Source organism: Acinetobacter sp. YH12132, assembly GCF_013418645.1.
GTDB classification, from domain to species: domain Bacteria; phylum Pseudomonadota; class Gammaproteobacteria; order Pseudomonadales; family Moraxellaceae; genus Acinetobacter; species Acinetobacter indicus.
Genome location: NZ_VPBR01000002.1, coordinates 23,978 through 44,277 on the forward strand (window position 1 = coordinate 23,978; position 20,300 = coordinate 44,277).

Genomic DNA, 20,300 nt, shown 5'->3' on the forward strand with positions numbered 1-20,300 from the left:
ATCTACAACAATGATAATACCCAAAGAAGGACCCACCCTATGCAAACGCCTGTTCCAGATTATTTAAAGCATGTTTTGTCACAATGTCAGCGCAATGTGGGCGGGCAGCTGGCCGATTATATTCCAGAACTGGCACAGGCTGATCCTAACAAGCTGGCGCTGGCCCTGTCCACCGCAGATGGCATGATCTATTCCAGCGGTGATGATGGTCATGAATTTACCATCCAGTCCATGTCCAAACCCTTTGCCTATGCACTGGTGCTGGAGCAGTTGGGCATTGAAGAAGTTTTGCAAAAAGTAGGTGTTGAACCCTCCGGAGAAGCCTTTAACCAGATTTCCTTAGACAAAGAACTGAATATTCCGAAAAACCCGATGATCAACTCGGGGGCGATTACCACCCATTCATTAATTCAAACTACGGCTGGCATTTCACGGGCCGAGCAGCTGCGCCGTTTTTTAAGTGAACTGGCCGGACGGGAATTAAGTTTTGATGAGCAGGTCTATACCTCCGAAATGAAGACCGCATTCCGGAACCTGTCGATTGGCTATATGTTGCGTACTGTCGGTGCACTGGACACTGACCCGGTCGAGATTGTGAATGGGTATATCCAGCAGTGTGCAATTAAGGTCACGGTTAAGGATTTGGCACACATTGCCAGTGTCTTGGCCAATGGCGGCCTACATCCGAAAACGGGCGAATGTTTACTGGATCGGGCCGTGGTGCGGCAGGTGTTAAGCGTGATGCTGAGCTGTGGTATGTATGATGCTGCCGGAGACTGGCTCACGACAGTGGGGATTCCGGCCAAAAGTGGCGTTTCAGGTGGGATTATTGGTGTGCTGCCAGGGCAGGTCGGTATTGCGGTATTTTCACCGCGCGTAGATGAACATGGTAACAGTGTCCGCGGGATTGATATTTTCGAGCGCTTATCTGCTGATATGGGCCTGCATCTGATGGAAGGGACGCCTTCCGCACAAACCATTATTCAAAGCTGTTATTGGGCTGGCAAAAATGATGATGTTCGCGTCTATGAACTGCGTGGGGTGTTGCAGTTTACCGAGTCAGAAATGTTGCTGCGCAATTTACAGGAAGAGCCACCGGGTGATACGACGATTGTACTCGATCTGACCAACCTCACCTTAATTCATGATGTGGGTGCACGGATGCTGTTTGAAGGAGTAGAGCGTTTGCAGCAAGATGGACATCGTGTGGTGGTGGTTGATTCGGAAGGACTGTTAAGTCAAACGCAAATTCAGAAGCATGCAGCGGTGCTGGTTCAGGAAGAGCTAGAGCGTTATTTGCAACAGTATGAATGAGGAAAGGGCCTCTCCTTCAACTTTTCTGGCGCTTTGTTTTAAATACCTCTCCCTGACCCTCTCCTGAGAGGCAGAGGGGGAACTTTACGCGAATTTGATGGTGGTTTTGGATTCGTAATTCATTTAATCACATGACAAAGTCCCCCTTTGAAAAAGGGGGATTTAGGGGGATTTTTAGTTCCCCCTTTAATAAAGAGGACTAGAGAGATTCTTAAGAAATCGAATCATCCAAATTTGGCGCTAACCAACGTTTCGCTTCATCCAGTGTCCAACCTTTACGCTGCGCATAATCTTCAAGCTGGTCGCCTGCGATTTTACCCACGTTAAAGTACTGGCTTTCAGGGTTGGCATAGTAGAAACCACTGACTGATGAAGGTGGCCACATCGCGAAGCTGCTGGTCAGTTGTGTGCCAATCTTGTCGGTTGAACCTAACCAGTCAAATAGTGGTGCTTTTTCAGAATGTTCAGGACAAGCAGGGTAGCCCGGCGCCGGACGAATCCCGACATATTTCTCTTTAATCAGCTCTTCATTCGACAGTTGTTCATTGGCCTGATAGCCCCAGAACTCTTTACGGATACGTTCATGTAAATGCTCGGCAAAGGCTTCGGCAAAACGGTCACCTAAAGACTGTACCAGAATGGCATTGTAGTCATCGCCTTTGGCTTTGTACTCATTGGCCATTTCTTCTGCACCAAAGATCGACACGGTAAAGCCACCTAAATAGTCTTCCGCTTCACCTTTTGGCGCGACAAAATCGGCCAGTGACAGGTTCGGTTTGCCAGTGACTTTGTCTGACTGCTGACGAACGTGCTGGAAAGTATGCGTGACATGCGTACCTGTTGCATCATACACTTCGACTGAATCTGCACCGGAACGGTTGGCCGGATACAGGCCAAATACCGCGCGCGCATCAAAGCGTTTATTGTCGATAATATCTTTCAGCATCGCCTGCGCCTGATTGTATAAATCGGTCGCTGCTTCACCCACCACTTCATCGGTCAGGATGGCTGGGAATTTACCGGCCAGACTCCATGAAATAAAGAATGGCGTCCAGTCAAAATATTCAACCAGTGTTTCCAGCGGATAGTTGGTCAGGGTCTGGGTACCAATAAAGTTTGGTTTTACCGGTGTATTGGCTTTAAAGTCAATTTTCAGGCCGTTTTCAATTGATTCTGCATAAGACAGTTTCGCCGCTTTCGGCTGCTTGTTGGCAATCCGCTCACGTACTTTGGCATATTCAGCACGGGTGTCTGCTACAAAGGCTGGTTTCATCTCTTGTGACAGCAGGGTAGTTGCAACACCAACAGCACGTGAAGCATCAGCCACATAAATGACCGCATCATTGGAATATTGCGGATCAATTTTCACAGCCGTATGCGCTTTCGAGGTAGTCGCACCGCCAATCATCAATGGAATATTGAAGCCTTTACGCTGCATTTCTTTGGCCACAAAGACCATTTCATCCAAAGATGGGGTGATCAGACCCGACAGGCCAATAATATCGACTTTTTCATCAATCGCAGTTTGCAGGATTTTCTCTGCCGGTACCATCACGCCCAGGTCAATAATGTCATAGCCGTTACAGCCCAAGACCACACCAACAATGTTTTTACCAATATCGTGGACATCGCCTTTTACTGTGGCCATCAGCACTTTACCTTTGGACTCGCCCACAGTTTTTTCTGCTTCGATGTACGGGTTTAACCAGGCCACCGCCTGTTTCATCACACGGGCCGATTTCACCACTTGCGGCAGGAACATTTTACCGGCACCAAACAGATCGCCGACCACGTTCATACCGTCCATGAGTGGACCTTCAATCACATCTAGCGGACGTTTGGCTTTTAAGCGGGCTTCTTCGGTGTCTTCATTAATAAAGGTGGTAATTCCTTTGACCAGCGCATATTCCAGACGTTTTTCCACCGGCTGGTTACGCCATTCCAGGTTTTCTTCTTCTTTTTTAACGCCCGACTGACCGCGATATTTTTCTGCCACTTCCAGCAGTTTTTCCGTAGCATCCTGACCGCTGGTACCCTGATTCTGGTTCAGAATCACGTTCTCAACCGCATCTTTCAGTTCCGGGTCAATATCATCATAAATGGCTAGCTGACCAGCGTTTACAATACCCATGGTCAGGCCCTGTTTAATCGCATAGTACAGGAACACGGCATGAATTGCTTCACGCACTGGCTCATTACCACGGAAAGAGAACGACACGTTAGAAATACCGCCAGAAATCATGGCATGTGGCAGATTCTGTTTAATCCAGCCCGTCGCTTCAATGAAATCCACCGCATAGTTGTTGTGTTCTTCAATACCGGTTGCAACCGCAAACACGTTCGGGTCAAAGATAATATCTTCAGCCGGGAAGCCCACGTCATTGACCAGCACATCATAAGAACGTTTACAGATTTCTTTTTTACGTGCGGCAGTATCGGCCTGACCATTTTCATCAAAGGCCATTACGATCACGGCAGCACCATACTGACGGCATAGACGCGCTTTTTCGACAAACTCGTCATAACCTTCTTTCAGGGAAATCGAGTTGACGACAGCTTTACCTTGTACACATTTCAGACCGGCTTCAATAATTTCCCATTTAGATGAGTCAATCATGATTGGCACACGGGAAATGTCCGGCTCAGAGGCCACCAGATTCAGGAAGTGCACCATCGCGCCCTGTGAATCGAGCATGCCTTCATCCATGTTGATGTCGATGACCTGTGCACCGCTTTCAACCTGTTGACGGGCCACATCCAGCGCTTCGGCAAAGTTTTCTTCACGAATCAGACGCAGGAATTTTTTCGAACCGGTCACGTTGGTCCGCTCACCGACGTTCACGAACAAGGAATCTTTGGTGATGTTAAATGGTTCTAAACCACTTAAACGGCAGGCAGGTTCAATTTCTGGCAGTTGACGCGGTGCAATACCTTCAACGGCTTGTGCAATGGCACGGATATGATCCGGCGTGGTGCCACAGCAACCACCGGTAATATTAATTAGACCGCTTTCGGCAAATTCTTTTAAGAAGGCAGCAGTTTGTTCCGGGGTTTCATCATAACCGCCAAAGGCATTTGGCAAGCCGGCATTCGGGTGTGCAGAAACAAAGACATCGGCCACATCGGATACGGTTTTTACGTGTGGACGCATGGCATCTGCACCTAAGGCACAGTTAAAGCCAATAGAGAGTAAATCACCATGACGCACCGAGTTCCAGAACGCTTCGGCAGTCTGGCCGGTTAAGGTACGGCCTGAGGCATCGGTGATGGTGCCGGAAATCATCAGCGGTAATTCGCGGCCCAGCTGTTTAAAGACTTCTTTTACCGCAAAAATTGCCGCTTTACAGTTCAGGGTATCGAAAACGGTTTCAATCAGCAGAATATCGGCACCGCCTTCAATCAGGGCGTGCGCAGCTTCAATATAGTTTTCTTTGAGTTCATCAAAAGTGATATTACGGAATGCCGGATCATTCACGTTTGGTGAAATTGAACAGGTGCGTGACGTTGGCCCCAAGACACCCGCCACAAAACGTGGTTTTTCCGGTGTTGAATATTTTTCACAGGCAGCTTTGGCCAGACGCGCAGCTTCACGGTTAATTTCCGGAACCAGCGTTTCCATGTGGTAATCCGCCATGGAAACACGCGTGCCGTTAAAGCTGTTGGTTTCAATAATGTCAGCGCCGGCATCTAGGTAGGCTTCATGAATACCTTGAATAATCTGCGGCTGGGTCAGTACCAGCAGGTCATTGTTGCCTTTCAGGTCATAGGCCCAGTCAGCAAAACGCTCACCACGATAATCGGCTTCTTCCAATTTATGGCGTTGGATCATGGTACCCATGGCACCATCGATAATTAAAATTCTTTTGGCAAGAAGTTCTTTCAGGGTAGCAAGCGTGGACATAAAAAACCCTTGTTTTGATGAATCAGAAATGCGCAATATTTTAGCAGAGTTCGACTGCTTTTTTCCGCAATTGATGGGATGGAACGGAACTTTGTGGCATCTTTGCTGAAAAAGTATACGTTTTCATGGGCTTATTTTGAAAATATACACATCGTTATAAATAAATCATTGTAAGGATTCATAAAATTGTCATATAGCTATGGCAGTATGAGAGAGTCTAAAAATGGGCCGGGTTTTGCTGTACTTGTAATATTTCAGTGTCATCAAAGATGACAGCAGTGACGGAAAACCGGATGAAGATGAGATGGTGGTTTATAAGTTTTTGATTTATTTTAAATAGTTTGATTTTTTGTCTATAAAATTATCAGGAAATTGTGGCAAATAAAGTAGAAAAATTACTTTATTTGACCTGCTTTTGTCATATAATTGTCACAATTTAACTGAACAATAAGGGGATTTTGTATCCTCTTTTCCTGCTTGCATGAATTCTAATCAAACTCCCGTAGATTCAGCACACCAGTCGGCTCCGAAAAAGTCGACCAATGTTCATGTGCCAACACCGAAATTCTTTATGCCGGTGTTTCTAACGCTTATTATTTCAACGCTTATTTATATTGGCTTTCAATTATCGGCAGATTTATCGCATGTTCCGGCGCTTAGCCTGTATTCGGTGATTCTGCTGGCCACCGCTTTATTTATTGCGCTAGGCTTTGAATTTGTTAACGGTTTCCATGACACCGCCAACGCGGTGGCCACGGTCATTTATACCAATGCCTTGTCTGCACCGGTTGCGGTAATGTGGGCCGGTTTCTGTAACTTCCTTGGGGTGATGGTCGCCAGTGGTGCCGTGGCCTACGGTATTATTGCCTTGCTACCGGTCGAGCTGATCATGAATGTTGGCTCAGGCGCAGGTTTTGCCATGGTCTTTGCCATGCTGATTGCGGCCATTCTCTGGAACTTAGGCACCTGGTTCCTCGGTATTCCGGCTTCAAGTTCGCATACCTTAATTGGTTCCATTCTGGGTGTGGGGATTATGAATTACATCCTCAATGCGGGCGCTGGTGCATCCGGTGTGGATATGGAACAGGTGATGAAAGTCGGTAAGGCTTTACTGTTCTCGCCATTAATTGGTTTTGCCTTTGCTGCCGTACTGTTCCTGCTGGTGAAAAAGATTTTCAAACGTCAGCTGGAACTGTTCCAGCCGCCTGAAGGCAACAAACCACCACCGCCATTAATCCGTGCCATCCTGATCTTTACCTGTACCGGCGTGAGCTTTGCCCACGGTTCCAATGACGGCCAGAAAGGCATGGGCTTAATCATGCTGATTCTGATTGGGATTGTGCCATTGGCTTATTCCTTGAATAAGGAACTGGACAATCAGCATATCCAGTCTTTCCAGCAATTGTCGACACAAACCGCATCTGCAATTTATGCCAACCATACCGATATTCCGGATGCGCAGGCCCGTGAAGTAATCACCAAGTACATCCAGACCAAGGAAATCACCCCGGAAGTGGTACCGGCTTTGGCCAGTTTGACTGATCATTTAGGTGAGCGTGTGGGTCAATACGGCGATTTGAAAAATATTCCGGAAGCAGAAGTGGCAGCATTGCGTAATGATATGTACCTCAGCACCACGTCATTCAAGCGTCTGGATAAAGCGGAAGCTTTACCTGCCATGAGCAAGGAACAGGAAAAAGTGGTCGATGATTACCGTGACCATCTCGATTCCTTCCTGCAATATATTCCAACCTGGGTTAAAGTTGCGGTGGCACTGGCACTGGGCTTAGGAACCATGGTCGGCTGGAAGCGTATTGTGGTCACCGTGGGTGAACGGATTGGTAAACAGCACATGACTTATGGTCAGGGTATGTCAGCCGAGCTGGTGGCGATGTCGACCATTGCTGCAGCAGATGGCTTTGGTATGCCGGTATCGACCACGCATGTCTTGAACAGTGCGGTGGCCGGGACCATGGTGGCGAATAAATCTGGCCTGAATTTCCAGATGGTTAAAACCATTCTATCGGCGTGGATTTTCACCTTGCCTGCAACCATCTGTTTATCGGGTGGCCTGTTCTGGTTATTCCTGAAAGTATTCTAAGCCGGTTCATCCGCAATAAAAAACGCTGCCTGGGCAGCGTTTTTTTATATCTGTAGATGAAACAGATGATCCAAATGCTAAGTCGTGACGTCCTTTATTTTTTAGATAGACAGCAAATCTACAATGCATTCTCTCAAGGGGTGAGGGCTGAGGGTAAGGAAATAGCCTAAGCAATATCAAAGCTTCTCTTTCTTTAATGAACCTATCCACTCTTTTATCTTTCAGGTAGACAGCAGGTCTCTAAAAAAATCTCCCTCTCCGTTTTGGATACGTAGCACCGCTACACAAGAGAGAGGGAACGATCGAAGAGAGATTAAAATCTCTTATTTCTTTAACTTGGCCAGTAAGCCTTTAGGCAGCTTCTCGGTAGCAAAACCATATAAGGCTGCAAAAGGCAGGGCAGTACGGGCCAAATATGCGACACGCCATAAACCGCCATGGTTGGCCCCTTCCATCATCAACTCTAAAGGATGGTTCAGAGTCACTTCCGGATTGGCCCCCGACTGTGGATTACGCAGGTCATGAATCCAGAGCGCGGCCATAATCGCATTGGTGGTTTCTGGCGCAAAAGCTTCCACATCAAACAGGCTGGCACCATTAAATGCCGCTTTTAATAACGGATTTTTAGTCACCGAATAGGTCGTGGTTGATGGTGCAATATTAATGCTGACGCGTTGTCCCTGATGACGGGCGAGGGTGGCGCGCCATTGCTGAATCCGTTTGGCCAGCGCATAGTTCGGTCCTTGTTCTACCACCAGACAGTCGGCAATCCCGTAATCCTGTCCATTGTCTGAATGGACCAGATCATGCAGGTTTTTCTGGAAGAAATGCTGCGCCGTAACCGTTGAAACCCCACGGGTCAGCAGTTGCTGGGCTTTCGAGCGCTGCTGATACTTGTCTTTTGAGGCCTGAATCACATCGGCAGGCACTGCATAGACATCAGTTGGGGTGCACATAAACATCAGGCTGGTCTCGGCTTTTTGCGTGCTGACGGCCTGCATAATCGCATCCATCGCCATGGCCACACGCACGTGTTTTTCACCATCTAAATAGGCAATTGCAGCCAAATCCAGCTGCTGTTCAAACTGGGTTAGCCACTGGGCAATTTCAGGAGTTTGAGTCAGTAAATTGGCGCCAAGCTGCTCTTTTAATAGCTCAGTCGTGCTGTTTTCATCTACCGCTTCAGTCGCTGGTGCATACAGGGTGGCATTACCCTGTTGCACGGTTTCTAGAATTTTGTTCCAGACCCGGGCATTGGGTAAATCGACCGCGACAATATTGGCTTTCCATTTCGTTAGCCAGGTCAGGGGGCCAGCTTCAGAAGCAGCACCAAACAGCACCATGGTACGGTCTGATAAATCGAACCATTCCGGATGAGCGACTGCTGCACGTAAAGCTTGAGCATGACTGTGTTCAATAATCCCGCCATCTTCCCAGCGCTGGATTTGCTCAAGCAGTGTCTGACCTTGCAGTTTCTGTCCCTGATACGGCACATACCACTCCGGCGCCGCCGTGCTTTGGCCCTGGATTTTAACTGTGTGCAAAGGCTGGGCATCGAGGCTCATCACATCTTTCAGCAGATGTTTTTGACTATGTCGATAAAACTCGAAACTGCCATGTGCTTTATTCAGGCCCTGTTCAGCAATTTGAATCGGGTTCTGGCAGGTCTGAATGCCGTATTCGACCAGCGCCTTAAAATATTTGGGATACTGTTTGCGCCAGTTTTTTTCAGACAGGGTTTGCTGGGACAGTTGCGGTGCAACACCGGCCAGTGCCTCGGCAATAATCGCACGTCCTGTGCGTGAAGTACTGGGTTTCTGGTTTTCGAAATGTGGAAATTGTAGGCCGTCTAATTTGGACATGCAAAAACTCGCAGCTTGAAAGCAAATTAATATACAGATGTATACATTATCTATGCCAAATTGTGAGATGGGGTGGCATTAACTACCAAAATTGTATGAATTATCCAATGAAATTGCAGTTTATGAGGACGCAGTAAAAAGCCTCCGTTCTGGAGGCTAAATGGAAAAATGGGCTTAGCAGCGGCCTTTTTTGGCCTGACCTGGTGGGCAGAAATCTCCTGGATGGCCATAAATACGTGAGTCAGGATCAATCACCAAACGGCCTTCTGGGGTATGGACGGCACAGGCACTCAAGCTCAGTAAACAGCCGGCAATCAGAAATAACTTTTTCATCTCTCATCTTCCATCTTCGTTATTATTCGAGTTATTTTAGACGCCAACCGCTGCGGCATACTGTGTTAATTTGTAGTTATGCGTTGTCAAAATATACCGCAGGCGCTTCAAATTGCTCAAATTTAGAACGGAAGCTGGCTAAGTTTATTCAGGAAATGCGGAATTAAACGCGGCTCAATCATAATGGTGATAATCACCCCATAGGCTGCTCCCCACAAATGCGCGCTGTGGTTAATATTGGAATTGCCACGTTTACCCGACCAGATGCTATAGGCCACATACAGCACCGCAAAAATAATTGCCGGAACCGGAATAAAGAACACAAAAATCAGTTTCCATGGTTCAAACAGGATATAGGCAAACAGTACTGCAGACACCGCACCGGAAGCACCCAGGCTGGCCCAGCGATGATCATTTTTGTGTTTCAGATAACTCGGTAAAATTGCGGCAATCAGACCGCCTAAATAAAACAGTACAAAGCCCAGATCATACAGATATTGACGGTAAAAGCTTTCAATAATACTGCCGAAGAAAAACAGGGTAATCATGTTAAACAGCAAGTGGGTACCATCGGCATGGACAAAACCGTGGGTAATGAAGCGGTCATATTGACCCCGTTCCAACGCCGGTGGCCAGAAAATCAGCCGGTTCATGACTTTTTCTTTGGAAAAAGCAATAAAGGAGATAATCGCTGTAATCACAATCAGCGTAACAGTATGATTAAACGGTAAATCTAACATAAACAGATGTTCTTCTTTTCGGGTTTCCTGATCATAATGCCATTAAAAAACAAATGAAACAGAACTTTCATAGGATAATTCCGACAATTTTAGTTGAATTTTTTTAATTCCCCCGCATCTTCAGTTAAAATGGCAACTTCAGCATGAGGAAATATTGTTATGTCGACTGAGAACCACAGCACTGCAGTTGCAGAAGAGATTCCAAACTTATTGATCACCCCAAATGCTCAAGAGTATTTAAAAGATTTATTGGCAAAGCAAAATACACCGGGGATTGGTGTGCGCGTTTTTGTTGAGAATCCTGGAACGCCGCGTGCTGAGTGTTGTATGGCTTATAGTGCGCCAGAAGAAGTCGTACCAACAGATTATAAGCAGGATTATCCGGATTTTCCGGCCTATATCGACACCCCGTCTATTCCATATTTACTGGATGCGGTTATTGATTACAACAAAGACCGTTTTGGGGGCCAGCTGACCTTCCGTGCGCCTAACTCGAAAGTGCCACGCGTGGGTCCGGATGCCTCAATCGAAGAGCGTATTACTTACGTATTACAGTCTGAAATTAACCCGGGCCTTGCCGGTCACGGCGGTAACTGTGCCTTGGTGGAAGTGGTTGAAGATCCGGAACATGGTTTAACCGCGATCCTGAAATTCGGTGGCGGTTGTCAGGGCTGTTCAGCGATTGATGTCACGCTGAAACAGGGTGTGGAAACCACATTAAAACAGCATGTGCCTGAATTAATGCGTGTGGTAGACCAGACTGACCACAGCCAGGCCGAAGGTGCTTATTTTAAATAATAAATAAGTTTCACTTCAGCAGATGAGCCTCCCATCGTGGAGGCTTTTTACTGTCTTAAATAAATATAATAATGATAATAATTATTAGTATTAATTGAATTATCAGTCAAGATTGTTACAATGCGCAACGAAATACACAGAATTTCTCCTTAATTAAATTGGGATAACCTGATGAATAAAACTCTGAACCAGTCAGCATTATCTTTTGCGGTCCTTGCCGTGATGAGCAGCCTTGCTCAAGCAAATCCAGACAATAGCACTGCAGATGCGACCCAGTTAAATACCATTGTGGTAACCGCTACCGGCTATGAACAGGACCTGTCCAAGGCGCCGGCGTCCATTACCGTGATTGATCGGGAAGAGCTGGAAAAGCGTGAATATAATGATATTACCGATGTACTTAGACATGCTCCCGGCGTGGTGGTGTCCGGTTCTGGCTCGGCACAAACCATCAGCATTCGCGGTATGAGCTCGAATTACACCTTGTTTCTGGTCGATGGCAAACGTCAATACGGCCGTGATGTTAACCCGAATGGCGATGATGCCGGTTTTGAGAAAAATATTTTGCCGCCGGTCTCCGCGATTGAGCGAATTGAAATTATTCGTGGGCCAGCCTCTACCTTGTATGGCAGCGATGCCATGGGTGGGGTGGTGAATATTATTACCAAGAAAGTCAGTGACCGCTGGTCGGGCAGTGTCGAGCTGGGCAGTGTCATTCAAGATCAGGGCAATGCAGGCGATATTCAAAATGGCTCGGTCTATCTGGCGGGTCCATTACTAGAGAACAAACTCGGCTTGCAGCTATCGCTGAATAAGCAAAAACGTGAAGAAGATGCCTATGTTGGCGGTTTTCGCGGGACTGAACGGGAAAGCCTGAACAGCCGCTTGAGTTATATACTCAATGACAATCATGATCTGCAACTGGAAGCCAATTTTGTCCAGCAGGAATCGGAAACCACGGTGGGTAAAACGGTTGCACCGGCCAACAATGCTGCTGATTCCAGTTCACGTAATTATCGTCATGTTTATGCCTTAACCCATCATGGCCGTTATAGCGATCAGCTTGATAGCACCACCTACCTGCAGTATGAAAATTCTAAAAACCCCGATCGTGGTAACACCCAGCTGGGCACCAAAGGCATTGAACTGGATACCTGGACCTTTAATAACCAGTGGAACTGGTTGCTGGGCAATCATACACTGTCTTTTGGTGCGCATTATAAAGACGAGAAACTTACCGACAAAGCCACCAACCGTAATCCGAATGCGCCGGAGTTTAGTGAATTAACCCGCTGGTCGGCCGCGGCTTTTCTGGAAGATACCTGGCATTTGAGTGACCGTTTCGATTTAACCGCCGGGCTGCGCTATGACCATGACGAAAACTACAGTGGTCATGTTTCGCCGCGCTTATATGGCGTGTATAGCCTGAATGACCAATGGACCGTGAAAGGTGGGGTGTCAACCGGTTATAAACAGCCGGATATTCGTGCTGCCACGGAAGGCTTTTATAGCGTCACCGGCGGTGGTGGTTCACCGTTAGCCACCGGACGCGGCATTATTCGCGCCAATCCGGACCTAGACCCGGAATCGAGTCTGTCTTCAGAGCTGGGCGTGAACTGGCAAAATGACAGGGTCAAGGCGTCCTTAACCGCTTATGTCACTCAGTATAAAGACCGGATTACCGAAGTGCGTGCCTGCGAAACCGATACCGATGGCAGCTCGACCAACCGGGATAACTGGCAGGAGTGGAAATGTTTTGAAGGCGATACACCGTTTTATTTCATCAGTGAACGGATTAATGTCGATGAAGCCGAGTTAAAAGGTGTGGAAGCGACTCTGGAAGCCAGCCTGAGTGATTACACCACGCTCATGGCCAACTATACCTTTACCGATTCCGAATTTAAGACAGGTGAGTTCAAAGGCCAGCCTGTAAACCAGATGCCAGAGCATATGCTGAATATTACGGTCGATCATGAAATTAATGATGCTTTGAATATCTGGTCACGCTTGCATTATCGTTCAGAAACATCTGCCTATTTAAGCCGGACTTCTGTTGCCCAGCCAAATCCGGGTTATGAGTTTTTAGATGTGGGTCTGAACTATAAATTTACCCCAAATATCAGTGGTAAATTTGGCGTGTATAACCTGCTGGATGAAAAAGCTGAAGACCGTGATGGTGATCAGCTTCTAGATGGCCGCCGTTATGGCATTAACCTGATGGCCAAGTTCTAATCATCAACTGCTAAACATCTACGTTTCAATGATCAAGCAAGAAAAAGCCGCAATTGCGGCTTTTTTTGAGGCTTAGGTACGGGTGTCCAGAATTTTCTGTGCCGGCTCGGAATAATAAAACTTTTCTAGATAGAGCCGCGCACGTTCCCGTAAATACTGCTGCGACAGCATCTGCTGAATCACGGGGTTTAACAGCTGCTGTAATTCTTGCTGAATCAGGGCTTCATCAATATTCAGATCACGCAATAACAGGTCAAAAGTGCGTTCCTGATTACGTACATACCAGGCGTGTACCCCATCATGTAGCTGCTGTTTTAAATAATCACTCTGGCGCATAAAGTCCCAGATTTCATGACCCAGCGCCACAGTCTGTGGCAGGTCCTGTACTTCAATATAATTTTTTAAGACCGACAAAGGCAGGTCTTTAATCTTGTGCCAGATATTGGCCTGCAGATGATAGAGCTTGTCATCATCAAAATGCTGGTTCAGGACCGATTCACTCATCTGGCTAAGCTTTAAGATATTCTTTTGCAAATAGGCGCTGACTGCACTGTCTAAACTGGAATCGGTCACTGTTTCCAGTACCGATTTGCCCATTTTCATAAAACGCGACACGCCAGGCACGCTTTTGGCAATCAGTGAATTGTCCAGATAATCCTGAATCGAGTGCTGGATTAACTGGCTGATCATTGCAGAAAAGGCCGGATTACTGACCACGGTTTTAATCAGACGCTGACGATGACCACTTTTGCTGGCCACATACTGGGCAATTTTATCAATGGTCAGTACCGGAATGACATCGGCAATTTTGGCGCTGTCATTCACCGGATGCACTAGGGCAAAGCGGATGTGTTCTGCAATCTGTTCAATCAGAAAGGCGCTGGCCGGCGTGTCCAGAATCTGTTTTTGCAGCAGGGCATTCAGCTGTTCGCAGCTCCAGAGATCTTTCAGATGCTGCTTGCGGAACCAGTGATAAAAATGCAGAAATTCCTGCTGTACGGTTTCAGGCTGAGAAAACTCATGTGCTAAAAAGTCAAGATGAGCTTCAATCAACTGCTCAAGCATCGGGTTTTGCTGCATACAATCTCTGGAACTTAGTTTAAAGGAATCAGTTTATCAGCTAGCGGGTTTTTTAGGTTCTGTGTTTTGGCCAGGAAGGGTAAATAATGTTGTACCACCTGCTGTTCGGCTTCCAGCATTGGCACATGACCGACATTATTTAAAATGACCGGGGTTTCCGCGCGTTTAAACAGACCCTGTAATTCTTTGGCGACTTCAACATTAATAATTTTATCGTGCTTGCCCCAGAGAATCAGGGTCGGTGCTTCAATATTGCGGGTGAGGCGGGCAAAGCTGTCCGGGGTGTAAATCCGGTTTAGGGTCACCATCTGATCAATAAATTTTAAGGATTGACTGGCCCGTGAAATTAACAGTTTTTCTTGGGCAGATTTAAACTGCTCTGGTACTTTCGGCGGGTTTTGCATCAGCTGATGCGCAATATGGTCTAAATCGCCCGGCGCGGTGACCACCAGATTTTTCAGTAACAGCGGATCTTTGGTATAAGGCGTATTGGAGTGTTTATAAATACCGGCACTGTTCAGCAGGAACAGGCTTTGGGTATCAAACGGATATTGGGCTGCATAGACCGTTGCCACAGAGCCACCCAATGAGTGCCCGGCAATATTCAGCTTGTCGGCAATATTCAAGGTTTCTACCAGCTGACGCAATTGTGCGCTCATGCTTGGTACAGACAGGTCGAAATTGCCCGAACTCTGGGTTTCACCGGTATTGGGTAAATCGGGGATAATCACATGATAGGACGGGGTGAGAAATTTGGCCACCCGGTTCCAGTTGTCGCGGTGTCCGGCAAAGCCATGTAACAGCAAAATGGTTGGCCGATTAACATCGCCGCCTTCATTATAGCGCCAGGTAATATTGCCAATTTTCAAGCTTTTCGAGACCAGACCCGCCGCCTGGCGTTCAGTCTGATAATAATGCTGCACCACTTGCTGTTCAGGCGAGAGTTTGGCGGCAGAGCTGAGCAGAGGTGCAGACAGTGCCAGTGCCAGGACTGCCAGTCGTGGCCAAGACAAAAATCGCGAAGAATCCTGCTTCATTGACGATATCCCCAAGAATATTTTTTAAATAGGCGTCGGCTTGGCTTGTTTGAATTGTGTAAATTTTCGCCTTAAGTCGAATTGAAAATGCTGTTTCTGGTTATTGTAAGGGCTTTGCAGAAAATGTCACCTAGCTGTTTTTTGATCGGGTTGGTGTGCTGCTTTTGAAGTGTGATGTAAATCGCAATTACTTTAGGAAAATTTGAAAAAATTTATCTTATAAAAATTGATCAGCTATTTTTTTTGCAAGTGACTTTGCCCCGGCAGAGGATTAAAATGCTGAAAATTCAAAAACTGGTGGTAACAAGAATGCTCACAGCTCAAGAGGCTTTAGAACGTCTTAAACAAGGAAACCAACGTTTTGTTTCGGGCAATACCAATCATCCGAAACAACTAACCCACCATCAACGTGCAGAGATGGCCGAAGACCAGAATCCTTTTGCGATTGTGCTCGGTTGTTCTGATTCACGTGTACCTGCAGAAATGGTTTTTGATCAGGGACTCGGCGATCTGTTTGTGATTCGTGTGGCAGGGAATATTGTTGCGCCATCTCAGGTCGGCAGTGTTGAGTTTGCGGCAGAGCGTTATGACTGCGCCGTGGTTGTGGTTTTGGGCCATAGTCACTGTGGCGCGATTCAGGCCACCATTGATACCTTGATGTGCCCGGACTGTCCACCATCTGCCAATCTGATGTCAATTGTGAACCGTGTTCGCCCGTCCGTAGAAACGCTGATGCAGACTGAACTGAAAAATGATTTGGCCAAGCTGTCGAAACATGCGGTTCGTTCCAATGTGTTTGCCTCAGTCAATCAGCTACGTCATGGTTCAGCAGTGTTAGAAAACCTGATTGAACAGGGGCAGCTGAAAGTCGTAGGTGCAGAATATTCATTAGAAACCGGTGAAGTAACTTTCTTTGATTTTTAATTGATTCTAAAAATAATCAAAAAGCGGGCATTGATGTCCCGCTTTTTTTATGGCTGAAATCCGGATCTTGAAAACCATCTCAGCGTTGAATCGGCTTTATTTTAATGCTGCCTGAATGAAGGGATAGGCATTTTTCAGCAAAATGGGCTGGGCTGCAGCCGTCGGATGGATCAGATCTTTTTGCATCAGGGTATTTTTACCGGCGACACCGTCTAGGAAGAAGGGCAGTAATTTGACCTGATAACGCTGGCTCACCACTTTGTAGTTATTTTCAAACGCCTTGCTGTAGGCGCTGCCATAATTGGGTGGCATTTTCATGCCAAATACAATCACCTTGGCTTTGGCCTGTTGACTGTGCTGAATCAGCCGCGCCAGATTATTTTGAATCAGCTGCGGTGGCTGACCACGCAAGCCATCATTACCGCCCAGTTCAATTACCACCACATGCGGCTTATGCGTTTGCAGTAATTTGGGCAAACGTGCCAGCGCGCCGCTGGTGGTTTCGCCACTCACACTTGCATTGACCACTTTATGCTGTTTCGGATACTGTTGCTCTAAACGTTTTTGTAACAGATGGACCCAGCCTTGTTGCGGTTGCAAACCGTAACCGGCACTTAAGCTGTCACCCAGAATCATGATGGTTTTGGCAGACACCAGCATGGGCATGAAGGCCAGCCCCGCCACAGCGAAATAAGCAAAACAACTCATTTTGAAATTGCGAATGTGCATTTAAGGATACTATGACTCAATTCACTACAGATACCGCCATCATGCCACAAAGCATTATTTCTGCCCAACAATTGACACAAAAGATACAACTTGCACAAAAAACACTGACGATTTTTGAAAATTTAAATCTGGAGATTCGGGCCGGGGAACAGGTAGCAATTACAGGCCGTTCCGGTTCAGGCAAATCAACCTTATTGGGGATTCTGGCGACCTTGGATCAGGCCAGTGCCGGGCAGTTAACGGTCTGTGGTGAATCAATTCAGGAGCTGAATGAAGAACAGCGTGCGCTGGTGCGGCTGAAATATATTGGTTTTGTATTTCAGTCATTCCAGTTATTGCCGCATTTAACCGCACTGGAAAATGTCATGCTGTCGCTACGCTTGCAACCGAATTTTAAATTTGCCGAGGCCGAACACAAGGCGCGTAATCTACTGAAAAAAGTCGGACTGGAACGGCAGGCAGAGCAGACCCCGAAAGTCCTGTCGGGTGGTGAGCAGCAGCGAGTGGCGATTGCCCGAGCTTTAATCAGTGAGCCTAAAATCATTTTTGCCGATGAACCGACCGGGAATTTAGATGGCGAAACCGCCAAAGAAATTGAACAGCTGTTATTTCGACTGAACCGTGAACTGGGGACCACCTTGGTGCTGGTGACGCATGATCCGAAACTGGCGCAGCAATGTCAGCGCCATTTTGAACTCAGTCAGGGACAATTGCTGGAACACCCGGCAGGAGGATGAGATGAACCCGTTATTTCGTCCTTTACTGACCCAGAGTTTTAAAAGTACCGGTGTTTATCTGTTACTGATTGCGCTAATTCTGGCAATTAGTGCCACAACCGCGCTGAAATTCAGCAATGAGCAGATTCAAAATGCGGTGGCTTTGCAGGCGGCAGAAATGCTGGCCGGTGATCTGGTGCTGTCCGACAATAAACCGATTGCACCGCGCTGGGAAGCGGCGGCCGATGAATTGGCGCTAAAGCAGTCACATGTTACGGTGTTTAGCTCGATGGCACATACCGGCGATGAATTTGTGATGGTGAATGTCAAAGCCATTGATCAGGCCTTCCCGTTACGCGGTGAGCTGCGGGTTGCGCCGCAGCCTGCTGCTGCCATTCAACCGGGCGAGGTCTGGGTTAGCCAGCGCGCGATGGAGCTGCTGAAAATTCAGGTGGGCGATACCTTAAATATTGCCGATGGCGCCTTTCAGGTCACGGCCAGCATCGAGCATGATTCCAATCAGGAACTGGGCTTTAGCGGTTTTTCACCGACGGTGATCATTGCCCAGCAAGATGTGGCGCGTACCAATGCCATTCAGGTCGGCAGCCGGATTAATTACCGCTTGCTGATGGCTGGTACACCCCAGCATACCCGCCAGTTCGAGCAGGATTTTAAACAGTATCAGGAGAGCTTGCCTAAGACTCAGGAAGTCGATGGGCAGAATATTAGCGAACCAGATGGGCTGCGCCTACGCAATGCCAGTGAAGGCAATACCCGCTTGATGCGTCCAATTGCCAATCTGGATACCTTTTTACAGCTGGCCAATATTCTCACCATTTTACTGTGCGGCATTGCCATTGCCCTAACCAGCCAGCGCTATGTACAGCAGAATCAGGATCATATTGCTTTAATGCGTTGCATTGGCGCGACCAAGAAGCAGATTCTGGGCGCTTATCTGACCTTGTTGGCGGTGGTGCTGTTACTGGCGATGCTGCTCGGTAGTGCGGTCGGCATTACGCTAGGCTATGGGCTGTTGCAATTGATGTTACAGCTGATTCCGCATTTGCAATTGCAGTTTTCCGCTGTCGAGATGCTGCTGGGGCCACTCCCGATTGCCATGCTGACCAGTGCCGTGGTACTGCTGGGCTTTATTTTGCCAAGTCTGTGGCAGCTGCTCAATACCCCACCAATCCGGGTGATTCGCCAGCAGGAAAAATCAGTCCAGTCCATGCTATGGATGCTGCTGACCGGCACACTCAGCCTGATGCTGTTTAGTGTGGTGCTGACTGAAAATATCGTACTAACGCTATGGGTCATGGGCGCCATCATCCTGCTGTGCAGCGTACTCTATGCCGTAGTCTGGAGCTTCCTGAAACTGATCCGCAATTTAAAAAGCGGCATCTCGGCCTATGTGCGCACGCCGTATCAGACTGCATTTCAGATTACCGCACTGGCGCTGGGCCTTAGCCTGATTACCGTGCTGGCAGTATTACGTACCGATCTGCTGGATCGCTGGCAGCAGCAATTGCCGGAAGGTACGCCAAACCAGTTTGTCTATGGTTTACCACCGTTTGATATGCCAGAGTTTCAGGCGCAACTTGAACAGCAGGGCTGGCACAGTACGCCGCTGTACCCAAATGTGCGCGGGCGGCTGGTGGCCAAAAACGATCAGCCCTTTGCAGAAGCGCTAATCCAGCACAATAATTCGCTCCGACGTGAACTGAACCTGACCCAGGCCGAACGCTTTCCGGCCGATAACCTAATTGTGGCCGGACAGGAACAGTTTAGTCAGGTCGGGCAGGTTTCGGTTGAAGCCAATACTGCGCAAGAACTGGACATTGAGATTGGCGATACGCTGACCTTTAGTTTGCCAGAAGGCTTGTTGCAGGCCAAAGTCATTAATCTGCGCAGCGTGGAATGGGAAAGCTTTAGTCCGAATTTCTTCTTTATTTTTTCACCGCAAACCATGGATGAAAATGCCGGCAGCTATCTGGGCAGTTTCTATGTGCCGGAGCAGGACCGGCCGGCACTGGTGCAGCTGATCCAGCAGTTTTCCAATACCGTATTTATTGATGTCAGTCTGATTCTGGAAGAGATTAAACGGATTGTGAATGTGTTGGTACAGATTATTACCATTCTGGCAGTGTTGGTGGCCGTGTCCGGGATTCTGGTGCTGATTGCCTGTTTAAACCTGCTGATGGATGAGCGGAAACGTGAGGTGGCCTTGCTGCGTTCTTTTGGTAGTTCCAAGCAGAAATTAAAACGGATGATGAGTCTGGAAATTGGCCTGATTGGCGGAATTGCCGGAGTGGTGGCCTGTCTGTTTGCCGAGGTGATTAGTGCGATTGCCAGTTACCGGATGGAACTGGCAATTCAGCCACATTGGGAAATCTGGCTAATTTTGCCGGTTGTAATGACTTTATTGTGTGCTCTAATCGGTCGTTATAGGCTTAGTTATTTATCTGATATTCCGCCTTTGCAAAGCCTGCGAGAGATGAATCAATAAGTTTCATCTCTGCATTAAAATGGTGGG

14 protein-coding genes are annotated in these 20,300 nt (G+C 47.5%); 7 read left to right on the forward strand and 7 right to left on the reverse strand.

Annotation, left to right across the window (positions count from 1 at the left end; translation table 11 throughout):
- The first annotated feature begins 39 nt into the window (after window positions 1–39).
- Window positions 40–1,314 (forward strand): glutaminase, encoded by a 1,275-nt coding sequence (locus FTU67_RS02275; protein ID WP_168393757.1) that lies wholly within the window; start codon window positions 40–42, stop codon window positions 1,312–1,314.
- A gap of 211 nt (window positions 1,315–1,525) precedes the next feature.
- Here the strand turns inward: FTU67_RS02275 and metH are convergent, their stop codons facing one another.
- Complete coding sequence (gene metH, locus FTU67_RS02280; protein WP_168390106.1) at window positions 1,526–5,215, reverse strand: methionine synthase; 3,690 nt, start codon at window positions 5,213–5,215, stop codon at window positions 1,526–1,528.
- A gap of 481 nt (window positions 5,216–5,696) precedes the next feature.
- Between metH and FTU67_RS02285 the strand changes: the two genes are divergently transcribed.
- The gene (locus FTU67_RS02285) at window positions 5,697–7,316 is read left to right on the forward strand and encodes an inorganic phosphate transporter (protein ID WP_005179429.1); all 1,620 of its coding nucleotides are present in this window, start codon (window positions 5,697–5,699) and stop codon (window positions 7,314–7,316) included.
- 323 nt (window positions 7,317–7,639) lie between these two features.
- Here FTU67_RS02285 and FTU67_RS02290 read toward each other — a convergent pair whose 3' ends face one another.
- From FTU67_RS02290 to FTU67_RS02300, 3 genes are all read right to left on the reverse strand, one after another.
- Window positions 7,640–9,178, reverse strand: a complete 1,539-nt coding sequence (locus tag FTU67_RS02290; RefSeq protein ID WP_180061353.1) for a hypothetical protein — start codon at window positions 9,176–9,178, stop codon at window positions 7,640–7,642.
- A 174-nt stretch (window positions 9,179–9,352) separates the two neighbouring features.
- On the reverse strand, window positions 9,353–9,511 hold the full coding sequence (locus FTU67_RS02295) for a hypothetical protein (RefSeq protein ID WP_005179424.1): 159 nt from the start codon (window positions 9,509–9,511) through the stop codon (window positions 9,353–9,355).
- 122 nt (window positions 9,512–9,633) lie between these two features.
- Entirely contained in the window at window positions 9,634–10,251 is a 618-nt protein-coding gene (locus FTU67_RS02300; protein ID WP_005179422.1) for a rhomboid family intramembrane serine protease, read from the reverse strand.
- A 159-nt stretch (window positions 10,252–10,410) separates the two neighbouring features.
- Between FTU67_RS02300 and nfuA the strand changes: the two genes are divergently transcribed.
- Both nfuA and FTU67_RS02310 read left to right on the forward strand, forming a co-directional pair.
- Complete coding sequence (gene nfuA / locus FTU67_RS02305; protein WP_005179419.1) at window positions 10,411–11,049, forward strand: Fe-S biogenesis protein NfuA; 639 nt, start codon at window positions 10,411–10,413, stop codon at window positions 11,047–11,049.
- Between the two features lie 171 nt (window positions 11,050–11,220).
- Complete coding sequence (locus tag FTU67_RS02310) at window positions 11,221–13,281, forward strand: TonB-dependent receptor domain-containing protein (protein ID WP_180061354.1); 2,061 nt, start codon at window positions 11,221–11,223, stop codon at window positions 13,279–13,281.
- Window positions 13,282–13,353: 72 nt separating this feature from the next.
- Here FTU67_RS02310 and FTU67_RS02315 read toward each other — a convergent pair whose 3' ends face one another.
- Both FTU67_RS02315 and FTU67_RS02320 read right to left on the reverse strand, forming a co-directional pair.
- Window positions 13,354–14,361 (reverse strand): hypothetical protein, encoded by a 1,008-nt coding sequence (locus FTU67_RS02315; protein WP_016659295.1) that lies wholly within the window; start codon window positions 14,359–14,361, stop codon window positions 13,354–13,356.
- A gap of 14 nt (window positions 14,362–14,375) precedes the next feature.
- Window positions 14,376–15,398 carry an alpha/beta fold hydrolase gene (locus FTU67_RS02320; protein WP_005179410.1) on the reverse strand — a complete coding sequence of 341 codons (1,023 nt, stop codon included), beginning with the start codon at window positions 15,396–15,398 and terminating at the stop codon, window positions 14,376–14,378.
- A 309-nt stretch (window positions 15,399–15,707) separates the two neighbouring features.
- On the opposite strand from FTU67_RS02320, the gene FTU67_RS02325 reads away from it, so the two are divergent.
- The gene (locus tag FTU67_RS02325; protein WP_034598190.1) at window positions 15,708–16,322 is read left to right on the forward strand and encodes a carbonic anhydrase; all 615 of its coding nucleotides are present in this window, start codon (window positions 15,708–15,710) and stop codon (window positions 16,320–16,322) included.
- Window positions 16,323–16,418: 96 nt separating this feature from the next.
- On the opposite strand, the gene FTU67_RS02330 is transcribed toward FTU67_RS02325, so the two are convergent.
- On the reverse strand, window positions 16,419–17,030 hold the full coding sequence (locus FTU67_RS02330; protein WP_005179403.1) for an arylesterase: 612 nt from the start codon (window positions 17,028–17,030) through the stop codon (window positions 16,419–16,421).
- A 32-nt stretch (window positions 17,031–17,062) separates the two neighbouring features.
- Here FTU67_RS02330 and FTU67_RS02335 point away from each other — a divergent pair, with 32 nt between their 5' ends.
- A complete protein-coding gene (locus FTU67_RS02335; protein ID WP_180061355.1) occupies window positions 17,063–17,788 on the forward strand; it encodes an ABC transporter ATP-binding protein in 726 nt (241 codons plus the stop codon).
- Window position 17,789: 1 nt separating this feature from the next.
- Window positions 17,790–20,273, forward strand: a complete 2,484-nt coding sequence (locus FTU67_RS02340) for an ABC transporter permease (protein ID WP_180061356.1) — start codon at window positions 17,790–17,792, stop codon at window positions 20,271–20,273.
- The last annotated feature ends 27 nt before the right edge of the window (window positions 20,274–20,300 follow it).